This window comes from Pseudomonas marincola, assembly GCF_900682675.2.
Lineage (GTDB): Bacteria > Pseudomonadota > Gammaproteobacteria > Pseudomonadales > Pseudomonadaceae > Aquipseudomonas > Aquipseudomonas marincola.
In genome coordinates, this window is sequence record NZ_LR215729.2 from 2,680,911 (window position 1) to 2,700,796 (window position 19,886).

Sequence of the window (19,886 nt, forward strand, 5' to 3'; positions counted from 1 at the left end):
TCGCCGGGGGGCGCGCTAGTGACTATCTATATTTCTCTGCTTGGTTCACTGCGACAGATTTGGTCGTCACATACAGCACCTGCGTATAGCAGCCTGTGCCGTCGCCCTGCGCTGGCACAGCCAAACCAGGGTAATAGCTCACGTTCAGACTTCGCTCTTGGAAACATGACAACAGCCATTGAGCAACTGTTCGCGGCTGTAAAACAACAAACCACTGTATATAAGCAAGGACCGCTATGCTAAAGCACTCATACAGGTATTTGAGTCTAGCCGTTGCCGCAGCCGTTCTCAGCGCATGCAACTCAATGGAGCCACAGCCCTACTCGGCTGATGACCAGCAAAAACGCATTCTCGAAGACCAGGCCAAGATGTACGAAGGCCAGCAAGCAGTGACTCACCCCATCAGCTTTTATGAAGCAGTGGCGCGCGCACTGAAATACAACCTGGATTACCGTCTTAAATTGATGGAGTCCGCCCTGGCCGCAGACCTGCGTGACGTCAGCAGCCACGAGATGCTCCCCCGCCTTGTTGCATCCGCAGGTTACGCAGGGCGCAATAATGATTCCGGTGGTACCTCGATTGGTATTGAGGATAGAGAAGAGAGCTTGCGCGCGTCGACGTCAGAAGAACGTTATCGCACCATCGACAGCCTCGGGCTCAGTTGGAGCCTGCTCGATTTCGGCATGGCCTACTATCGCACCCAGCAAAAGACCGATCAGGTGCTGATGGCCGAAGAACGTCGCCGCAAAGTCGCGCAGAATGTTTTGCAGGACGTGCGCAATGCGTATTGGCGTGCACTCGGCGCCCAGCGCCTGTTGCCAGAAGTGAATGGCCTGCTCGAACGCACACAGAATGCGCTAGCGGCCGCGCGCTCGGCAGAGTCCAAGGGTCTGCTGCCGCGCCAGGAAGCACTAGCCTATCAGCGCGCCCTGCTCGACTCCATTGATCTGCTGAGCATCCGTCGCCAGGACCTCGAATTTGCCCAGGCGGAACTCGCCGCTTTGATCTCACTCCCGCCTGGCTCGACACTCAAATTGGCTGAGCAGACAGAACCGGAAATGCCCGGCCTTAACGTCAATATTTCCCAGCTCGAAGAGAAGGCTCTGCAAAATCGGCCAGAGATTAATGAGGAGTGGTATCGCAAGCGGGTTAACGAGAACGACCTGAAAATTGCAAAAGCGCAACTGTGGCCAAATGTCGGGGTGAACTGGAGCTATCAGTACGACTCCAACGACTACCTGTACAACAACAGCTGGTCGCAAACCGGCATTCAGGTGTCTATGAACCTGATGCGCCTATTGCAATTACCCGCTCTCAACTCGGCAGAGGAATCACAAACCAAAACGGATGACATGCGCCGCCTTGCACTGTCTATGGCGGTGCTGACTCAAGTTCGCGTCGGCGCGCTGCGATATCAGTTATCACATGAACAACTGGACTTCGCGCAACAGAGTCTGCAAGTCGATGAGCGCTTGCTGCAATACGCACGCGCCGCCAAGACCAGCTCTGTCGGCTCGGAGTTGGAAGTCATTCGCGCCGAGGGACGCTATCTGCTTTCGCGCTACCAGCGTGAGGCCGCTTATTCGAATACTCAGGCTGCCTGGGGACGCCTGTATAACTCTGTCGGGCTGGACATGATGCCGGAGACGATCAAGGACTATGACGTCAAAACCCTCGCCAGCGAAATCGAGCGCACGCTGAAACAACAGGAGCAAGTCAACCTACTGGCTGCCCAACAAGGAAGTGTCAATGTTCCACAGAAACCGTAGTCCACTGATGTTAACCGTACTGATGGCAGCAATAATGGTCAGCCCCGCCGCGACAGCCGAGCTGCCGGAGGTCATGGACAACCCATCTGCCATCCGTATCCTGCTCAGCTCCGAGCTGGAAACTACGCTATCCAGCCAAATGAACGGCACCCTCGGCGAGCTCAATGCATCGCTCGGCAAAACAGTCAAAAAGGGTGAGCTCATCGCAAGCCTGAACTGCCTTGAAGCGCAGGCCAGAAGCAAAGTGGCGAGCGCTGAACTGGCGATGGCGCGGCAAAACCTGAATGCCAAGAAAAGCCTGCGCAAGCTTGATGCAGTTGGCGATCTCGAAGTGGCCATTGCCTCGACAGAAGTACAAAAAGCCCAAGGCGCAGAGTCTATGGCCAAAGCCCAGAGTGGCTATTGCTCCGTAGTTGCACCCTTCAGCGGGCGAATTGCCAAGGTCTATGTGAAGTCTTATCAGACCGTGAGTGCAGGCACACCCTTGTTTGATCTGGTCAGTGATGGTGCATTGAAGGTTCGCCTCAACGTTCCCTCAAGCCTGCTGCCTTCTCTGAAGGAAGGCATGGCGTTGACAGTGGATGTTCACGAAACAGGCAAGCGTTATCCGGCCCACATCAGCGCAATCAATGCCCGGGTCGATGCGGTCGCACAAACCATCGAACTCGAAGCCAGACTCGATCAGGAATATCCCGATCTGATTGCCGGCATGAGCGGCACTGCACGTATCCCAACACGCGATGAGTGAACGTCTTCCTCCCTCTCAGGTTTTACTTAGCCTGACGGCGCTGCGTGACCGTGCATTGGCGGCCACAACATTGAATGCCCTGGCGTTCTCGATGGCCAACGATGTATATCCCCTGCTCGACTATCGCCAAGCGCTGGTCATGGCCAAGAAAGGTTCGGGGCTGGAACTCCTGTGCGTGTCGGGTCTGGCCAAGCCGACAGAAGACTCGCCCTACCTCATTTGGCTGGAGCGCGCGAGCCGCTGGCTGCTCACACAGATCGATGGCGACAAGCCTCAGTGGGTTTCCCGCTCTAACGTGACCCCACCTGAAGAAGTGGCTACCGGCTGGAGTGAGTGGTGGCCTGAAGGGATCTATTGTGTGCCACTCAAAGACCCTTCAAATAATTTGCTCGGCGTGGTTTTCTTCCTGCTTGCACAGCCTCCGGCCGACGCCCTCAGCGAGCTACTCGAAGGACTGTGGCAAACGTGGGCATATTGCTGGTCTGCGCTTAGCGGCAGCAAGCGCCTGGCAGGCTGGCGTCCTAGCCGCATGCAGGTGATGATCGCCAGCGCAATTATCCTGGCATTGCTGCTTATTCCGGTTCGCCAAACAGCATTGGCACCTGCCGAGATCGTTTCGCGTAATACGCAAATAATCAGCTCACCGATTGATGGCGTAATCGCCAGCATTGATGTGCGCCCGAACCAGACGGTCAGCGCTGGCATGACATTGTTTACGCTGGATAAAACCACCCTCAGCAACCGCGCCGAAGTACTCGACAAGGAAGTGGCGGTGGCCGAGGCTGAACTGATCGCCGCGAGCCAGCGCGCCTTTGATAACCCGCAGAGCAAGAGTGAGCTGACCCTGCTCAATGCCCGCGTGCAACAGCGGCGCTCCGAGCTGACAGCCGTTGAGTCGCAACTCAAGCGCACTGTCGTGACCGCGCCTAGCCCCGGCGTGGCCGTTTACAGCGACCCGAATGACTGGATCGGTAAGCCGGTCTCGACCGGCGAACGCATTCTTCAGGTTGCCGATCCAGACAAGCCAGCCATGCTGATCGAACTGCCTGTCGCCGATGCAATTGCCCTGGAGCCCGGCGCGGAAGTCACCTTGTACCTGACGACTTACCCGCTGCAGCCCTTGCGCGGCAGCATTCTGGAAACCAGCTATAAAGCCAAACCCGGCGAAGACGGCGTGGTTGCCTACCGGTTGCTCGCCAGTATCGAGAGCGCAGGCGAGCACACACGTCTTGGCCTGCACGGCACCGCAAAGCTGTATGGCGACCATGTGATGCTCGGCTACTACCTGCTGCGCCGACCACTTTCCGCCTTCCGTGCCTGGACCGGTTGGTAATGGACAGCCCGTTTGATGCGCCTTTACCGGCGCTGCGTGACGATCTCAAACTCAGCGAGTCTGCGACCAGTATTAATGGTGAGCCGTCGTGGGTGATTCAAGACACCGTGATCAACCGGTTTTATCAAATCGGCTGGCTCGAGTTTGAATGCCTGTTGCGTTGGGGCGGAACTGCCCGGCAGATCAGCAGTGAAATCGCCGAACAAACACCTCTAAACCCCGAGCCGGAGCAAGTCCTCGAATTTCGTCAGTTTCTTGAAGGGCACCAACTATTACGCCCAACGACAGCTGCTGTTGAACGCCTGCAAAAGCGCAGCGAGGGCAATGCATGGTTGAGCTGGAAATGGTGGCTGCATCATTACCTGTTCTTCCGCATCCCGCTGCTTCATCCGCAAGACGCGCTACGCGCTCTGGCGCAAAAGCTGAATTGGCTGTTCACCCCGGCAGCCGTCGTTTGCATCATAGTCTTGAGCCTGATCGGAATTGTTCTGGTCATGCACCAGTGGGACACCTTCACCCACGACGTGGTCAATTCGTTCTCAATGGAAGGCGCGCTTGGCTTTGCGCTCGCTTTGATAGTCGGTAAAACCCTGCATGAGCTGGGGCACGCCCTGGTCGCAACCCGCATGGGTCTGAATGTTGCGCATATGGGCATCGCCTTTGTGGTGATGTGGCCAATGCTCTACACCGACACTGGCGAAAGCTGGAAGCTGCGCAACCCGCGCCAGCGACTGGCTATTTCAAGCGCCGGCATCATGACCGAGCTAACGCTTGCCGGCTTGGCAACATTGGGCTGGGCGTTATGTGAGCCAGGTGCATTGCGCAACGCGTTACTGTATCTGGCAACGACCAACTGGCTGCTCTCGCTGGCACTCAATGCCAGCCCGTTCATGCGCTTCGATGGCTACTTTATTCTGTGCGACTTGCTCGATTTTCCAAACCTGCACGAACGCTCATCGGCACAGGCGCGGGTATTCCTAAGACGTTTTATTCTTGGGTTCAAAGAAGACTGGCCGGAGCCGTTCAGCCCCTCACGCAGGCGCTTGCTGATCTGGTTCGCATTTGGCACATGGATATACCGTCTAGCACTTTTTCTGGGGATCGCAATTGCTGTCTATCTACTGTTTTTCAAGGTGCTTGGCATCGCGCTGTTCATTGTCGAACTGGCCTGGTTCATCTTTATGCCGATATGGCGCGAAATGAGTTACTGGTGGAAGAATCGCCAAAGCATACGCAGCGACAGGCGCCGCTGGATGCTCGCGGTGCTCTTGGGGCTGCTGATACTGCTCGCCCTGCCTTGGTCGTGGCAGATCCATGCGCCAGGCGTCGCCCGCGCTGAACAACAACTCACGGTGTACTCGCCCTTCCCAGCGCGACTGACGGGCGTCCATGCCAAAGGCCCGGTCGCTGCCGGAGAGACACTGGCAACACTTGAGCAACCCGACATCAACTCCAAACTGGCACAAAGTGAAAGCAGTATGCGCAGCTATCAAGACCGCCTCATCGGTTTGCAGGCAGTGCTTGATGGTTTGACTGAGCAGATGGCAACGCGACAGCGGGTGATGGTGGAGTATGAGCAAGCCAAATCGGCGCGCTCAGAGATCGCCCGGCTTAACTTGCAGGCCCCATTCAAGGGCGAGTGGCGCGACATTGATGACAACTGGCGGCCAGGCCAATGGCTGGGCAGCAAAGAGGCGATCGGGGTATTGATTGATCCCTCCAGTTGGCAGGTCGATGCTTACGTGGCGCAGGATCAGGTGGCAAAACTAAGCCCTGGCAATAGCGCTCGCTTCTATCCGAAGGGACAATTCGAAGCAATTGAGGGCAAGGTTGTTTCGATCAGCACCACTAAAGCCAACTACCTCACCCACCCTGTTCTGGCTTCGCGTTACGGCGGGCCACTGGAAACAGCTGAGAACGAGCAAAATCTGGCACCGAAGAGTTCGGTTTTTCATGTGGTGATAACACTGGAAAGACCGCCGCAAGGGCTGCAGGAGACACTCGGTGATGCGCAAATAAAAGGCGACAAACGCAGCCTCTTGGGCGATGCCCTCACCCATTTGCTAGCAGTACTGGTGCGTGAAAGCGGTTTTTAAACCCACTGCGCAACGCTCTGACAACAATAGCTTCAGGCACTTAGCGCTGCTAACCAATGCGGCCGCTGAGCCGTTCGGCGTGCCTGACTGCAACCTAGCTTGCTTGGGTTAGGCAACCTGGCTTACTTGGGTTTGGCTACTTGGTTTGGCTTACTTGGAGAAGAGATCGCCAACCGATGCTGCGGGTACATCGTTGCGGGCAACCTTGTCGGCAGATTGCTCTGTGGATGACGTGTTGGAGGCGTAGTTGAAGCCCAACACCAAACCTGGAATCAGCAGAATGAGCAGATAACGAGCCATTGTATTTCCTCTGCCATGTCGTCAGCTTGCACACGCAAACAGCGACTGGATTTATTTTTGTTTGTGGAAATAGTGTGCCTATTACACAGTCGAGCGATTTGACAAACAGCGCCACAATAATGGTAAACGGCGCCAAAATAAGCGCCATTCATCAGAATCGGGTCGCCGATAACAGTCTAAATATAGGCGTTAACTGGCTATCTGGCAGAAAAAATCAGGTGCGTGGGACACACTGGCAATGGCCAAGTGAGCGCATCGGACAATGCGCTCGAAGGGATACCCCAGCCCCGGCTGAGTCGAGCCAGAGCTGGGTTACAGCAATGTAGCGTTTAGCGTAAATCAGACATCCGCACGGCTTTAACACCCAATTGACTCTTGGCCTGTTCGATACGCGGATCATCTGGAGCAACCGTCATCAGTCGCTGCAAGTAGCCAATGGCCCCTTTACGATCGCCCGTTGAACCATGCAGATAAATCATTGCATAGAGCAGATCCGGGTCTTCTCCGGCTTGCTCCAAGCCAGCCGCTAATGCCTCCTTGGCCTCATCTACACGTTTCAGCTGGAGTAACAACAGCCCTTGGTTGTAGCGAATTCGCGGATTCCCCGGCAGGCCTTGAGCCGCCTCACCGAACCATTTCACCGCTTCTTCAGGCTTGCCGTGCTCAACCAGCAGCAGGGCCAGCATATAGGCCAGATTGCCACGATCCGGCGCCGGGCTGTCCGGCAGCGCCAAGCCATCACGCAGAGACTTCTCGGCCTCATCTGGGCGCAGCGAATTGTTAGCCAGGGTCACCAGATTGACCCGAGCCGGGGTGAAGTATGGGTCGAGCTTAAGGGCTGCCCGATACTCATCCATTGCTTCCAAGTCACGCCCTTCGCGTTCCAGCAATACCGCAAGGTTAAGCCGGTTGCCAGGCAAACTGGCATTACCGCGCAGGCGCTTCTCGTAATCAGCCAGCGCCGCTTTGAAAGGCTCACGGCTGGCTTCTGGCAAGGCAATAGTCGGTATGCCGGCTAACGCCCGAACGGTCTCATCACGTACTGACTGCAGCGGATCATCGAGCAAGGGCAGCAAACGCTTAACCCGCTCAACAGGCGGCAATGTGGTAAATGCAGACACGGCATAGTTACGCACTAACGGGTTCTTGTCTTTTAGCGCCTGCTCGAGAGTCGGCAAAGCCGGAGCGCCGAATGCAGCAATCTCATCGGCAGCGGTCGCACGCACAATGGCAGGCTTACCCAGGTCGGTGATGATCGCTGCGAGCTTTTCCATGGAGCCAGGTTGTCCAGTGCGCGCAGCATGGAAGTCTTCGCCGTAATGGGGAGGACGCGCCGGGCTGCCAAACCAGCCCTCAATTGCCTTGCTCGCCCACTCGGGCTTCTGATCCTCATGGCAAGTTGTGCAGGCATCCGGGCTTGCTGTTTGTGCAGCGAGGTCAGGACGCGGAATGCGCATGCTGTGATCGCGACGCGGATCGATGACCATGTAGGTTTCTTCAGGCATGTGGCAATTTACGCACTGCGCACCAGCTGAGCCGACTTCGTGGTGATGATGCTCCGGCGTGTCGTAATTTTTGGCCTGCAATGAAGGGAAGCGCTTGGGTGGCGTTTCGGTATGGCACTGCATGCAAAGGCCATTGCCTTCGATTTTTACTTTGTTGGTATGCGGGTTATGGCAATCGGTGCAGGTAACACCCGCGTTGTACATTTTGCTTTGGGTGAATGACCCATAGACATACACCTCGCCCTGAATCTGCCCGTCGGCGTGGTAGAGGTTTTCACGCAATGTAGAAGGCACAGCACTGTCGAGCAGCGGCTTGCCAACGTGCGCATCAATACCGAGTGTTTGCCGGCGGCTGTGGCAGCTTGCGCATTGCTCAACCAGCCCCTGGCTGCCCAGCTTGGCATAATCGACCTGCAAGCCAATGTCTTTGAGAGCGCTGTATTCGCCAGCCGGCTTACCCTCTTCTTTAGCCTTCTCAGCCCAGTCTACGTGAGCTTGTGCGGGGCCATGGCAACTCTGACAACCGACATTCTGCTCTTTCCAGGTGGTCGCGAAAGCATCGGCTTTATCGTCGTAATTGTTAAGGAGATTGGTCGAGTGGCAATCCGCGCACATGGCGTTCCAGTTCTGATAACGACCGGTCCAGTGCAGCGGGTCATCCGGGGTGAAGTGTTGGCCGGGATAGAGCGAGAACCAGCGCTGACCGCCTTCAGCCTTTGGCCGACTGTCCCAGGCAATGGTCAGGCTCTGCAGGCGTCCGCGAGACATTTCTACCAGATACTGCTGCAACGGACTGAAGCCGAAGGTATAGCGGATCTCGAAGTCAGTCGGCTTACCGTCCGGCCCTTCAGTGTTGACGAAAAACTTGTCTGCTTTCTTGAAAAAACGCGCGTTGACCTTGCCGTCAGTGAACTCGGCATTGGCAAAATCACCGAGCACGTTTTCCGGTGTCGCCAAGCGCATGGCCCACGCGTGATCGGAGTCTTTCCAGGCCTTGGTCTCTTCCACATGGCAGGCAGTACACGTTTGGGCGCTGGCATATCCCTCGGAGTGCTCGGCAAGCCCCGGCGCCTTGCCGGGCTCAGCATGAATGGCTTGCGTGAATAATGCACACAGCGCCCAACTCAGTGATATCAATCGAGCAGAAAACATCTCGGCATCCTTAAAATTTTTGCGTGACTGCTGGACACAGGTAGGCAGTCCCTGCCGTGCCATTTAAAACCACAATTATTAGCTGGGGACTAAATACAAAACCAGCCCTATTTGAGCTATCAAAGCGAGCTGCATTTGGCATAATACGCCAAACACTCGTCAAACTACGCCACCCAGCCCTGAGCCTGTAACACGCCTCTGCTATTCGAGTCCCGCCATGACCGACTTTGCCCGTGCATCCACACTATCAGGCTATCGTGAATTTGCTATCAGCCAAAAACTCAACCCGGCCGAGTTGCTCAAAGAGGTTGGCTTGCCCGCTGATGTACTTGAGCAGCCAGAAAGCCTGATCTCCTATCGCAAGTTTGCCAAACTGCTGGATATAAGCTCACAGAGGAGCGGCAACACGTTGTTTGGCTTGCAGTACGGCCTGTTTCAGGGCGTCAGTGTTTTCGGCCCTATTCTCTATCTGCTGCGCAACGCCAACAATGTTGGCGAAGCACTACAGGAACTGGGTCTGTACTTTCATCTGCATTCGGCCGCGGCTGAAGTTAAGCTTGAAGTCCAGGGCTCGCGCGTTCTGCTTATCTACAGCATTGAAGAACACAGTTTCCACGGCTTGCGCCACGCCGTTGAATTGGCCCTTGGAGTGGGTGCCGAGTTGATGCGCACCCTGATCGGCAATCGCTGGCAACCGATCGGCGCGATGATGCAACACGCGCCAGCCAGTGACATGCAGGCCTACCGGCGCTTACTCGGCACTTCGCCGCAATTCAACAGCGTGCACAACGCTTGGGTCTTCGATCAGAGTTTGCTGCAGATACCATTGAGCAGCGCGGATGAAGCCCTGCATAGACTGATGCAGCAACATCTGGCCCACCTCGATCAGATGTCCATAAAAGAATTGCCCAGCTATGTGCGCCAACTATTGCGCAGCCTGCTCCCCGGCGGCCGGGTGACTATTGAGCAAATTGCTGACTACATGATGCTCAGCACGCGAACCTTGCAACGCTACTTGTCTGACGAGGGCACCTCATTCCAAACGTTGCTGGATGAGACCCGCCAAAGCATGGCCGAGCGTTACCTGCGTGACGCCACAGTGAACCTGACGCAGCTTGCGAACCTGCTCGGCTACTCAGACCTGAGCGCATTTTCAAGGGCTTTTCAACGTTGGTTCGGCCAGAGCCCGCGCGAATGGAAACGCCAGAATACCGATGCGTCCAAGCGCCCTCGCGTGCGCATCCGCAAACCCACAACTGAGCGCTGGCCAATCGCGTCTAAACCTGCAATCGCGACACCGCCTGCGCGAACCCGGTAGCGATTCCCCACGCGCCAATCCCTTCAATTTGCCTCATCCGGGAGCCTGGTGGCGTGCCTGCAACTGGAGTCGCAACCTGGCACAGGGCCATTCGTGCGCGGCCCAAACTCAGGCCACACAGCTGCAACAATGAAATCTTTTGATGCAACAATATCCAGCCTCTAAAAAGCTTTAACTCCTTTCTGAGCCCGCGGTATATCCGCATTCCAGAGCCGTATCTGGCAATTTCCCCAAAAAACGTTTGGCGTAACTAGTCAAGCTGATGGCGTAAATTATCAAGTAATTAAACAAACACACACCAATACTGTCCCGGCCGCACTACTGGGGAGCTTGTCCCCAATTCAACAAAACAGTTCAAGACCACGCACAGATCTATACACCCCGACAACAATAACTAGGAGGGTGTTGCTTATGTCAGCACTTCGATACGCGAATAAACAGAGTTCACAATGGCTGGCACGTGCAGCCTTATTAATTTCACCTCTCGCCTGCGCCATTTCCCTGCAAGCGCAAGCCAGCGAGTTCCAATGGGGAGAAGTAAGCGGACGCGCCAACGGCAGCATCAACGTTGGCGGTATCTGGAACGCCGAGGACCGCAACAAGAACTGGGCCTATCAGGGCAACGCTACCGCAGCCGGCGCTGGCAATGGCTGGAACCCATCTGGTGGGCGCAATAACGATGACGGTCGTTTAAACTTTCGCAAACGCGGCCTGGTTTCATCCCCCATTACCTTGCTCGGTGAAGCAGAGTTCAGCTACAAGAACTACGGCGCGTTCCTGCGCGGTAAAGCGTGGTACGACTACACGCTGGACAACAAGAACGTGGACTTCGGTCACTCCTCCAATGGCTACTCAGCCAACAGCAAACTGGATGACAGCCACTTCGACGAACTGGCCAAATTTCAGGGGCTCGAACTGCTCGATGCCTATGTGTATGGAGACTTCGAGATTGCGGAGCACCCCTTGCATATCCGTCTCGGTAATCAGGTAGTCACCTGGGGAGAGGGCCTGTTTTTCCAGAACAGCATCAACTCAATCAACCCGATTGACGTAGCCGCCCTGCGCCGCCCCGGATCGCAGCTCAAGGAAGCGCTATTACCGGTGCCGTTGCTGTACGGCAATTTCGATGTCACCGACAACCTGAGCATGGAAGCCTTCTATCAACTGGAGTGGCGACAAACTGTGCTTGAGGGTTGCGGCACCTATTTCTCGAACAACGACTTCATTACCGATGGCTGCTACGGCGTGCCACGTGGTGGCGCGAATGACTATGAGACGTACGCCAACGATCTGTATATTCAGCGCGCAGGCGACAATGAGCCTGATGACTCAGGCCAGTTTGGTGTGGCGTTCCGCTACTTCGCTGACGACATTGGCACCGAGTTCGGCGCTTATGCGATGAATATTCACTCGCGTACCCCCTACGCGAGCGTCATGACCGATAAATATGGCCCGACAGGTGCTGGATGGCGCCCTGGCCAGCAGGACAAGAATCTCAGTTACCTTGCAGATTTCCCGGAAGATATCCGCATCTTTGGTCTTAGCTTTTCGACCAACGTATTCGGCACCTCAGTATTCGGTGAATACAGCTATCGACCGAACCAGCCCGTGCAACTCGCAACGGCTGACCTGATTCCAGCATTTGCCGGAAACCCGGCAGGCTTGGGTGCATTGATCGGCAATGATCTGACCCTCGGCCAGGATGCGATCAATGCAGCGCCCGGGAGTAAATACAACGGCTACGATCGGCTGGAAGTCTCTCAAGCGTCGATAGGCTTTATCAAATCCATCCCGCAAATCATCGGCGCCGACAACCTCGCGATGGTAGGTGAAGTGGGCATGAAGTATATGCACGACCTGCCCAGCCTCTCTGAGCGCCGTTACAACAAGCGCGATCTGTACGGCAGCGACTTGGCTTCTGGCAGTGCAAAAGGCTGCGCCGTGGGTGTGCCAACTGCAAAGTACAAAAAATATGCCTGTTCGAAAGATGGCTATACCACCGACTTCTCGTGGGGCTACCGTCTGCGCGCACAATTGAACTACCAAGGCCTTTTTGCAGGGGTCAACGTTTCACCGTATGTGGCCTTTGGCCAAGACGTTCAAGGCTGGTCTTACGACAGCAACTTTGTTGAAGACCGCCTGCTCGGGGCACTGGGTGTAAAAGCTGAATATATGCAGGATTACTCTGCAGAACTGGCGTGGGCAAGCACTGGCAACACCCCTTTCGCACCGACTGATTCTGATTTTGTCGCGTTCAGCGTGCGCATGGGTTTCTAAGCTAAGGAGTAGCAATAATGAAAATGGATTTACTATCTGCGGCCGTTGTCGGCGCAGCATTGAGCCTGGTAAGTACCGGCGCGCTTGCACAAGACGGCGCTCGCCTGGGCAAGGACTTAACGCCGGTTGGCGCTGAAAAAGCCGGCAATGCCAGCGGCACGATTCCGGCCTGGGACGGCGGATTGTCAACGCCTCCGGCAGGCTACACCGCCACTTCGGGTTACATCGACCCGTTTGCCGATGAAAAGCCTCTCGACACCGTAACCGCTGCCAATATGGCCAAGTATTCGGACCTGCTATCCGCTGGTTACAAGGCAATGCTCGCCAAGTATCCCGATTTCAAAATGCTGGTTTACCCAAGCCATCGCACTGCTGCACTGCCGCAAGCCGAATACGATGAGATTCTCAAGACAGCAGGCACCGTAAAGTTGGCCGACGGCGGTAACGGCATGGTCAATTACCAGCAAGCGTCGGTTCCATTCCCAGAGCCGAAACAAGCTGAAGAGGTCATCTTCAACCACCTCGTGCGCTATCGCGCGGGCGGCTACAGCTATCATCCGACTGAGATGGTGGTCCAGGCCAACGGCAACTTCACGCCGGTACGCCGCTCGGTCAGTATCGTCATGGCATCGTCCCTGGGTAACCCTGAAGAAAACCGCCTGCTCTACTACCTCAGCAAAGTCACTTCACCCGAAAGTGTTGCCGGCTTGCAGACGCTGGTCCATGAGCCCATCGACCAGACCAAAGAAACCCGCCTGGCCTGGCAGTACAATCCAGGCCAGCGCCGCGTATTGCGCGCGCCAGAAGTCTCATATGACTCGCCTGTTAACACGTCGGACGGCTTGCGCACCAACGATTCTGTAGACATGTACAACGGTGCGTTGGACAAGTACGACTGGAAGCTGGTCGGCAAAAAAGAAATGTTGGTGCCGTACAACACCTACAAGCTTGCTGATCGCACGCTCAAGTATGACGACATCATCAAGCCCAACCACCTCAATCAGGACCTGCTCCGCTACGAGCAACATCGTGTTTGGGTCGTTGAAGCCACACTCAAGCCGGGTCAGCGACACATCTACGCCAAGCGCGTGTTCTATATCGACGAAGACAGCTGGGGCATTCTGGCGACAGACCTGTATGACGGCCGTGGCGAACTGTGGCGCATGCAGGAAGCTCACACTGTGCAGCGTTACGACGTCAATTCAAGCATCGCCATCAGTGACCTTGCCTATGACCTGCAAGCACGTCGCTACATCGTTTATGGCCTGGAAAACGAAGAGAAGATCTCCAAGTTCGGCATCAAGGCCAAGCTGAAGGACTTCAGCACCGCCGCCTTGCGTCGCAGCGGCCGCTAAGCAAAACAGCTCAATGGTTTGGGGTGGCAGGCGACCGTCTGCCACCCCCATTTTCAGTTCAGAGACATAGACCCCATGAAGACTTTTTCCCGATCTGCACTCACCCTGCTGATCAGCCTGAGTGTGGGCCTTGCGGCGGCTCAGATAAACGCCGCACCCTTGACCGATCGGGTAGATCGCCCCTCGCACCTGACCGCCAACGCGGCACAATTTCCCCTGATTGACATTCAGTCGATCAACGATCGCCAAGTGATGGTTGGCGAGAGCGGGCACATATTGCTCGGGACCGCCGACGGTAAAATCAAACAGGTCGATGTTCCGGTCGATCTGCTGCTCACTGCAGTGCATTTCGTCGACCCGCAAAATGGCTGGGTGGTTGGCCACGATGGTGTCGTGTTGCACAGCACCGATGGTGGCCAACACTGGATCAAGCAGATCGATGGCCGCGATATAAGCAAGACCATGCAGGTCTGGGCTGAGTCCGCCCTCGCCGACGCTGAGAAAGCCAGCGAGGCCGCGCCCGATGACGAGGATCTTGAGATTGCTTTGGATAACGCCTACTTCGCGCTGGACGATGTTGAGGCCGGCAGCGAGGCGGGCCCGTCACGTCCCCTGCTCGATGTCTGGTTCCGTGATGTCAATGAAGGCTGGGCAGTCGGCGCCTACGGTATGTTCATCCACACAACCGATGGTGGCAGCACCTGGAATTACGTAGCAGCGCTGCCCAATCCGGATCGCATGCACCTCAATACCGTGCTCGGCTTAACCGATCGCACCCTGCTGGTGGGCGGCGAAGGCGGTCGGATGTATCGCTCGCAAGACAATGGCCAAAGCTGGACCGCTAGCCGTAATCCCAGCCAGGCCTCTATCTACAAGATCCTCGAACTCAAGGACGGCAGCCTGCTGGCCCTTGGCTTTGGTGGCGAGTTGCTCAACAGCCAGGATCAGGGCGCCAGCTGGACTGAACTGCAATCGCAGACGCGCGTGAGCCTCTATAACGGCACCCAACTGGCTGACGGCAGCGTTCTGCTGGCAGGCCAAAGAGGCACCCTTTTATACAGCCGCGACGGCAAGCACTTCAATGTATGGAAATCCAAGTCCAGCGCTTCATGGTTGGGTGTTGCCGAGAGTTCCCCGCAGATGCTGATGTTGATCGGCAGCAAAGGCTTGCAGCGCCTTTCGCTGAGTGAGCTCAAGGAGCAATTACAATAATGAGCACCCAGACACCCAAACAACCCGAGCGCCAAGAACACAACCCAACCAGCATGCAGCGCGTGGTCGGCTACCTTGAGCGTGCCCTGTTCCACAACCGAATTGCGGTGCTGATTTTCTTTCTCGTCGCGTCAGTGATTCTGGGCTACGCCGCCTTGTCATTGCGACCGGATGCCAGCTTTACCCGGATGATTCCGACTGGCCACCCGTTCATCGCCAACTACCTCAAGTTCGAAGACGTACTGCGCCCGCAAAGCAACGTCTTGCGCGTATTGGTCGAAAACCCCAACGGTGAAATCCTCGATAAGCAGTTCATGGAGACATTGCGCGAGGTCAACGACCGGGTTTTTTATATTCCGGGCGTCGACCGCGGCAACCTGAAATCCCTGTGGACCCCGAACGCACTATGGACTGAAGTCACCACCGATGGCATGCGTTCCGGGCGCGTTATTCCGGACGACTACAACGGTGACGAGCAGTCGCTTGCGCAGGTAAAACAGAATATCCAGCGCGCCAACATGATTGGCAGCTATGTGGCCAATGACTTCAAGTCGACCATCATTCGTGTGCCCTTGCTTGAGCGCGACCCAGAGACGGGCAAGCTCCTGGATTACGGCGCTTTCACACAGGAGCTGGAGAAGCAGGTACGCGATCACTTCGACGCCAAAGGGGTGAAGATTCGCGTCATCGGCTTTGCCCAGATCATTGGCGACTTGCTCGCCGCCGCTACTGATATCGCGATCTACTTTGCCATTACCGTCGGCCTGATTACGGTTCTGCTGTACCTGTATTGCCGCTGCTGGCGCAGCACCGCCGTCACGGTTTTAACCTGTTTGCTGACTGTCGTCTGCCAGCTTGGTCTGCTCAGCCTGCTCGGCTACGGCCTCGACCCGTACTCGATTCTGGTACCGTTTCTGATATTCGCCATCGGCATCAGTCACGCGGTACAGAACATCAACTTGATGATGAGCGAGATGGGTCAAGGCGCAACGCCACTGGAAGCCTCACGGCGGACATTCCGCGCGTTGTTCATTCCGGGTTCTACGGCGTTGCTGGCGGATGCTGTCGGTTTCATGACCTTGCTGGTGATCGATATCGGGGTGATTCAGCAGCTCGCGATCACCGCCAGTATCGGTGTGTTCGTGGCCATCTTCACCAAGATGTTCCTGCTGCCAGTGCTTATGTCATACGTGGGTGTAAGCCCCAAAGGCATGGCGCAACAACACAAGCGTGCGAACTCCTCCTGGCCGATCTTCCGCCGCGTTGCCCGCGTGGTTGAGCCGCGCTACGCCCTGCCGCTAATCGCATTCAGCCTGGTGTTATTGGGCTATGGCTACTACGCCCGGGAAGACCTGAAAATCGGTGACCTTGATAAAGGTGCGCCAGAATTCCGCGCCGACTCACGTTACAACGTAGACAACGCGTACCTACTCGACCACTACACCACCAGTACCGATGTTTTTGTGGTGATCTTCAAAACCCCACAAGAGCAATGCGCACGCTTCAACGCAGCAGACCTCGCCAACCAGATGGAACTCAACCTGCTGGAAGTTGAAGGGGTCGAGTCGATCCAGTCACTTTACAAAACCATGCGTTTCAAGATCCTGGCACACAACGAAGGCAACCCGAAGTGGGCTGAACTCTCGCGTGACCAGTATGTAATGAACACCGCACGCGTGGGCGCGCCCTCCGAACTGGTAGACCCGAACTGCAGCGTCGCACCAATCAGTCTGTACCTGGCCGATCACAAGGCCGAAACGCTGACACGTGTGGTCAACGCGGTCGAGGCCTTCAGCACGCGCTATGATCTTGGCGACTTCGAGATACTGCAAGCGGCCGGGAACGCCGGCATCGAGGCGGCTACCAACATCGTCATTGAGCACTCTGAAAAGCTCATGTTGCTGCTGGTGTTCGTGATCATCTCGGCGGTTGTGTTGTGGGAGTTCCGCTCGATCAAAGTGACAATCGCGCTGATGCTGCCGTTGTACATCTCAACCGTGCTCTGCGAAGCCTTTATGGCGAAGATGGGCCTCGGGGTGAAGATTGCTACATTGCCGGTGATTGCACTGGGCGTGGGAATCGGCGTGGACTACGGCATCTATCTGTACAGCCGCCTGGAAGGCTTTCTGAATCAGGGCATGAAGTTTGGTGACGCCTACTTCGAAGCCCTGAAAACCACAGGTACTTCTGTGGCCTTTACCGGCATCACATTAGCAATGGGTGTCGCAACGTGGTCGTTCTCAGCATTGAAGTTCCAGGCTGACATGGGCTTGCTGCTGGTTCTGCTGTTCATCTGGAACATGGTCGGCGCACTGCTGTTGCTGCCCGCCATTGCCTCGATGCTGATGCGCAACAAGTACCCGCACGACTAACCTGCAAAGCCGTACAGATCAGCGCCCAACTGGGCGCTGATCTTGTTTCAACGCCATAAAAACCTCCCCAACGCCCCACGCGCTTTCGGATGCGTAATGCACCCGGCCACGGCAGCTATGCCATCACACCCACCCGCTGTGCAAAGCTGACACGCGTATTGGCTGCACACGCCAACACGCACGTGTTCGGAGCCAACGCGACCTGCCGGATGCGCTGAAAGTACCGGGTGAAGCCTGTATTTGTTCAAGGCGCAGAAAACCCCGATACCGGTCGCAACTCGCAGATGCAGGCTTCAACGATCCTGCCGATCTACGTATTAGTGACGCACGCCCCTCAGCGGGTAATAACAGTCCACAACGCCAGGGTTTTATTGAGCGCGATACAAGCTGTAACGGTGTCTGCCCCGGTCATCACATCCCAGACAATGCAACCGCCAAAAACGCAAAAGCCCCGAACAAGTCGGGGCTTTTGCGTTTATTCATTGGGTTCACATCGCGTGAGCCCAATGCACTGTCGGTACTGCTTAGAAACGCTCGATATCAGCTTTGGCTTCCAGCTGCTTGCGGAAAGCAGCGAAGTCTTCCTGACCCGCACGTGAGCCGAGGAATCGGGCGTATGCAGCCTTCTCTTCAGCTGTCAGCGGCTCGGACGGTGAAGCCACGCCATTGAGGCGAATCACCACATAGTCACCGTTATCGAGGCTAACACCGGCGTAGTTAGGCTTGTTCGAGTCGGCAGGCTTAGGCATGCGGAACACAGACTGCACAACAACCGGCTCTACGCCTTCCTGATTGCGGGTAGCGGCTTCAACAACTTTCCAGCCGCCCTCACCCGCTTGCTCAACCGGGGTTTTACCTTCGGTCATCGCCGCGATCAGTTCATCGCCCTGAGCTTTCGCAGCGTCGGTAGCACGTACATGCGCAAGCTGCACACGGATGCTGTCGGCGACTTGCTCAAGTGTCAGTTGCTGCGACTTCTTGTGCTCTTTCAGGTGCACAACCACAACGGTGTTGGGATCGAGTTCGATCACGCTGCTGTTACGGCCATCTTCCAGAATCTCCGGGCTGAATGCAGCCTGCAGAACCTGACGATTAGCTGTGATGCCTTCCGCACCGCCTTCACGACCGAATGCTTCGGTGGTCTGTACTTTCAAGCCAAGTTCTTCAGCTGGCTGAGCCAGATCAGAGGCTTCAAAAGCCGAGTCTTCAAGTTGCTTGCTGACCTCAACGAAACGGCGCTCGACTTGCTGCGACTTGAGGTCGTGCACGAGCTTGTCTTTGAGGCTGTCGAAGCTTGGGATAGTCGGCGACTGAACACCCAGCAGCTTGATCAGGTGCCAACCGAACTCACTGCGAACCGGTGCAGAGACTTCACCTTCTTTCAAGGCATACAGGGATTTTTCAAACGCAGGGTCGTAAACGCCAGTACCGGCGTAACCCAACTCGCCACCTTCGTTGGCAGAGCCCGGGTCTTGCGAGACTTCCTTGGCCAGCGCAGCGAAATCTTCACCTGCCTGCAGACGCTTCTGCACGGCTTCGATCTTCGCCTTGGCTTCAGCATCGCTGGTGTCGTCGTTCACTTCGACAAGGATATGCGCTGCATTACGCTGCTCGGCAAGGTTCGCAATCTCGGCCTGGTAGGCGTCTTGCAGGTCCTTGTCATCCAGCTTCACCTGATCGAAGAACGAATCCTTGCTCAGCTCAACGTAGCTCAGAACGACCTGTTCCGGGCTCATGAACTGGCTCTTCTGCGCTTCGTAGTAAGCTTTGACATCGTCATCGCTCAACGTCACGGCAGCATCATCCGCCTTGATCGTCATGGTTGCGAAATCACGCGTCTGACGTTCGATGCGGGCGAATTCAGTCACTTCTGCGTCAGTCACAAAGCTACTCGCAGCCAGGCCTGCACGCATTTGGCCGATCAGCATTTCCTGCTTGAGCATCTGCCGGAATTGCATGCGGTTGAAGCCCAACTGACGGATAACCTGATCAAAACGGTTGGCGTCAAATTTGCCATCGACGGCAAACTCAGGCGTCTGCAAAATCACCTGATCGAGGGCGGCATCGGAAAAAGAGAAGTTTGCATCCTGAGCGCTTTGCAGCAGCAAAGTGCGCTCAATAAGGCCTTTCAACGCGGCTTCGCGCAGGAGCTTTTCATCCAGCATCGAGGCGTCGAAGTTTTTACCCAGTTGCTGCAATAGCTGGCGACGCTGCATTTCTACAGCCTGACTCAGCTCGTTGCTGGAAATCTTGTCGCCGTTAACATCAGCAGCGTTCTGAGCGTTGCTCGTGCCGGTGAAAATGGCATCGATACCGGTCAGCGCCAACAGCGCGACGATGACACCGATAATGGTCTTGGCAATCCAACCTTGTGAATTGTCCCTAATGTTCTGCAGCATGCTTCCCCCAGAACGACTGTACAAAAACAGCAGCCGCGCAGTGTGGGTAA

The 19,886-nt window shown here is 56.0% G+C and carries 12 protein-coding genes; 9 read left to right on the top strand and 3 right to left on the bottom strand.

Annotated elements, in window-relative coordinates; all coding sequences use genetic code 11:
- Positions 1-236: 236 nt before the first annotated feature.
- The 4 genes from PMYSY11_RS12390 to PMYSY11_RS12405 are packed head-to-tail and all read left to right on the top strand — an operon-like array spanning position 237 to position 5,946.
- Positions 237-1,769, top strand: a complete 1,533-nt coding sequence (locus tag PMYSY11_RS12390) for a TolC family protein (protein ID WP_150549352.1) — start codon at positions 237-239, stop codon at positions 1,767-1,769.
- On the top strand, positions 1,750-2,517 hold the full coding sequence (locus PMYSY11_RS12395; protein ID WP_090515859.1) for an efflux RND transporter periplasmic adaptor subunit: 768 nt from the start codon (positions 1,750-1,752) through the stop codon (positions 2,515-2,517). Before PMYSY11_RS12390 ends, PMYSY11_RS12395 begins: the two co-directional genes overlap by 20 nt.
- Positions 2,510-3,850, top strand: a complete 1,341-nt coding sequence (locus PMYSY11_RS12400) for an efflux RND transporter periplasmic adaptor subunit (protein WP_150549353.1) — start codon at positions 2,510-2,512, stop codon at positions 3,848-3,850. The genes PMYSY11_RS12395 and PMYSY11_RS12400 overlap by 8 nt, the downstream gene beginning before the upstream one ends.
- The gene (locus PMYSY11_RS12405) at positions 3,850-5,946 is read left to right on the top strand and encodes a site-2 protease family protein (protein WP_150549354.1); all 2,097 of its coding nucleotides are present in this window, start codon (positions 3,850-3,852) and stop codon (positions 5,944-5,946) included. The genes PMYSY11_RS12400 and PMYSY11_RS12405 overlap by 1 nt, the downstream gene beginning before the upstream one ends.
- Positions 5,947-6,096: 150 nt before the next feature.
- On the opposite strand, the gene PMYSY11_RS12410 is transcribed toward PMYSY11_RS12405, so the two are convergent.
- A complete protein-coding gene (locus PMYSY11_RS12410; RefSeq protein ID WP_170860642.1) occupies positions 6,097-6,246 on the bottom strand; it encodes a hypothetical protein in 150 nt (49 codons plus the stop codon).
- A 329-nt stretch (positions 6,247-6,575) separates the two neighbouring features.
- On the bottom strand, positions 6,576-8,903 hold the full coding sequence (locus PMYSY11_RS12415) for a tetratricopeptide repeat protein (RefSeq protein ID WP_150549355.1): 2,328 nt from the start codon (positions 8,901-8,903) through the stop codon (positions 6,576-6,578).
- Positions 8,904-9,120: 217 nt separating this feature from the next.
- Between PMYSY11_RS12415 and PMYSY11_RS12420 the strand changes: the two genes are divergently transcribed.
- From PMYSY11_RS12420 to PMYSY11_RS12440, 5 genes are all read left to right on the top strand, one after another.
- On the top strand, positions 9,121-10,221 hold the full coding sequence (locus PMYSY11_RS12420; RefSeq protein ID WP_150549356.1) for an AraC family transcriptional regulator: 1,101 nt from the start codon (positions 9,121-9,123) through the stop codon (positions 10,219-10,221).
- A 411-nt stretch (positions 10,222-10,632) separates the two neighbouring features.
- Positions 10,633-12,498, top strand: a complete 1,866-nt coding sequence (locus tag PMYSY11_RS12425; protein ID WP_150549357.1) for a DUF1302 domain-containing protein — start codon at positions 10,633-10,635, stop codon at positions 12,496-12,498.
- A gap of 17 nt (positions 12,499-12,515) precedes the next feature.
- Positions 12,516-13,853, top strand: coding sequence for a DUF1329 domain-containing protein (locus PMYSY11_RS12430; protein ID WP_150549358.1), 1,338 nt, complete (start codon positions 12,516-12,518; stop codon positions 13,851-13,853).
- 75 nt (positions 13,854-13,928) lie between these two features.
- Complete coding sequence (locus PMYSY11_RS12435; RefSeq protein ID WP_150549359.1) at positions 13,929-15,065, top strand: WD40/YVTN/BNR-like repeat-containing protein; 1,137 nt, start codon at positions 13,929-13,931, stop codon at positions 15,063-15,065.
- The gene (locus PMYSY11_RS12440; RefSeq protein ID WP_150549360.1) at positions 15,065-17,437 is read left to right on the top strand and encodes an efflux RND transporter permease subunit; all 2,373 of its coding nucleotides are present in this window, start codon (positions 15,065-15,067) and stop codon (positions 17,435-17,437) included. The genes PMYSY11_RS12435 and PMYSY11_RS12440 overlap by 1 nt, the downstream gene beginning before the upstream one ends.
- Before the next feature lie 524 nt (positions 17,438-17,961).
- On the opposite strand, the gene PMYSY11_RS12445 is transcribed toward PMYSY11_RS12440, so the two are convergent.
- Complete coding sequence (locus PMYSY11_RS12445; RefSeq protein ID WP_069898586.1) at positions 17,962-19,836, bottom strand: SurA N-terminal domain-containing protein; 1,875 nt, start codon at positions 19,834-19,836, stop codon at positions 17,962-17,964.
- Between the last annotated feature and the right edge of the window lie 50 nt (positions 19,837-19,886).

Coding starts and splice junctions, on each gene's coding strand:
- PMYSY11_RS12390 (WP_150549352.1), top strand. CDS start 237: ATGCTAAAGCACTCATACAGGTATTTGAGTCTAGCCGTTGCCGCAGCC.
- PMYSY11_RS12395 (WP_090515859.1), top strand. CDS start 1,750: ATGTTCCACAGAAACCGTAGTCCACTGATGTTAACCGTACTGATGGCA.
- PMYSY11_RS12400 (WP_150549353.1), top strand. CDS start 2,510: ATGAGTGAACGTCTTCCTCCCTCTCAGGTTTTACTTAGCCTGACGGCG.
- PMYSY11_RS12405 (WP_150549354.1), top strand. CDS start 3,850: ATGGACAGCCCGTTTGATGCGCCTTTACCGGCGCTGCGTGACGATCTC.
- PMYSY11_RS12410 (WP_170860642.1), bottom strand. CDS start 6,246: ATGGCTCGTTATCTGCTCATTCTGCTGATTCCAGGTTTGGTGTTGGGC.
- PMYSY11_RS12415 (WP_150549355.1), bottom strand. CDS start 8,903: ATGTTTTCTGCTCGATTGATATCACTGAGTTGGGCGCTGTGTGCATTA.
- PMYSY11_RS12420 (WP_150549356.1), top strand. CDS start 9,121: ATGACCGACTTTGCCCGTGCATCCACACTATCAGGCTATCGTGAATTT.
- PMYSY11_RS12425 (WP_150549357.1), top strand. CDS start 10,633: ATGTCAGCACTTCGATACGCGAATAAACAGAGTTCACAATGGCTGGCA.
- PMYSY11_RS12430 (WP_150549358.1), top strand. CDS start 12,516: ATGAAAATGGATTTACTATCTGCGGCCGTTGTCGGCGCAGCATTGAGC.
- PMYSY11_RS12435 (WP_150549359.1), top strand. CDS start 13,929: ATGAAGACTTTTTCCCGATCTGCACTCACCCTGCTGATCAGCCTGAGT.
- PMYSY11_RS12440 (WP_150549360.1), top strand. CDS start 15,065: ATGAGCACCCAGACACCCAAACAACCCGAGCGCCAAGAACACAACCCA.
- PMYSY11_RS12445 (WP_069898586.1), bottom strand. CDS start 19,836: ATGCTGCAGAACATTAGGGACAATTCACAAGGTTGGATTGCCAAGACC.